General features: G+C 21.9%; 1 protein-coding gene. It reads right to left on the bottom strand.

Annotation, left to right across the window (positions count from 1 at the left end; translation table 11 throughout):
• Nucleotides 1-302: 302 nt before the first annotated feature.
• On the bottom strand, nucleotides 303-1,067 hold the full coding sequence (locus QP548_RS16800) for a hypothetical protein (protein ID WP_061429482.1): 765 nt from the start codon (nucleotides 1,065-1,067) through the stop codon (nucleotides 303-305).
• Nucleotides 1,068-1,090 lie beyond the last annotated feature (23 nt).

Raw genomic sequence — 1,090 nt, 5'->3', positions numbered from 1 at the left:
CTGTATAGATTTGTAGTCTATACTCTAAAAAAGCATATAAAAAAGCCCAAACTCAAATTCCTTGAGCTTGGACTTTATAACTCATTAAAATTACACAACAAACAAACATAGTAAAAATCAAAATTTTTAAACTATGAAAAATTTATATATGTAATTTTAATGAGTTTAAATGTATATTTTTTTACTTTCGTTTTAATTATACAATATTCTTTAATTTTATACAACGTATTACTAAACACTTATAAAATAAAGATGATAATTTAATATTATAATCTTTATTTTATAAGTTAAAATTTAAAAAATTAATTTTTTGAATTCCATAAAATTTTAAAATTTGATTTTTTAAAATATATTTTGAAAATTTCATCTATACTTTTATTGTAATCTTGGTTAGAAACTTTTTCCCATTTAGTTGATTCTTTAATTTCTATAGGATTCAAAATATTATTTTCTTTAAAGCTAAGATATCCATAAAAACTTAAATATCTCTTTTCTTTGTTAGTATTGAAATAGGAGTATAAAAATTCTATTTCTATATTATTGGTTGTTATATTTTCTTCAGTTTTATACGCTAAAACTTGTTCTAATTTTAAATCAGAATATTTATTATCTTTAGCTTTAATTTCAGCTTTTTTATTAACTTCAGCATATATTTTATCCCATTGCTCTTTAGAAATTTGATTTATATCTGTTAATTTATCTGGTAGACCTTCTATAGTTACTTCAGTTGGTTCAAATTTAAATTCTACATTAAAGTCTCTTTTATACAACTCTTTATTATATTCTAAGTGTAATTTAACTTTATCTCCATTCTTTAAATCTGTTTTATCTCCTACTAAAGTTATTTTATAGTCTCCTTTTAGCATATCAGGAGTAAGTCCCTTTAGCTTAGGGATATCTTGTAGCTTTCCTAAATTTAAACTACTTTCATAGATTTTAGCTGAACCATTAAATTCTCCATATCGTACATCTATGCAGTTACTTATATCTAGTTTTTCAGTTCCGCAACCTATGAAAGCAAATAAACTTAAACATATTAGACCTAAAAATACTAATTTCTTCTTCATATTACCTCCTATATTGAAAATAA

This window comes from Clostridium sp. UMB9555A (assembly GCF_030222355.1).
GTDB classification, from domain to species: domain Bacteria; phylum Bacillota; class Clostridia; order Clostridiales; family Clostridiaceae; genus Sarcina; species Sarcina perfringens.
This window is presented reverse-complemented; position numbering and strand designations above follow the sequence as displayed.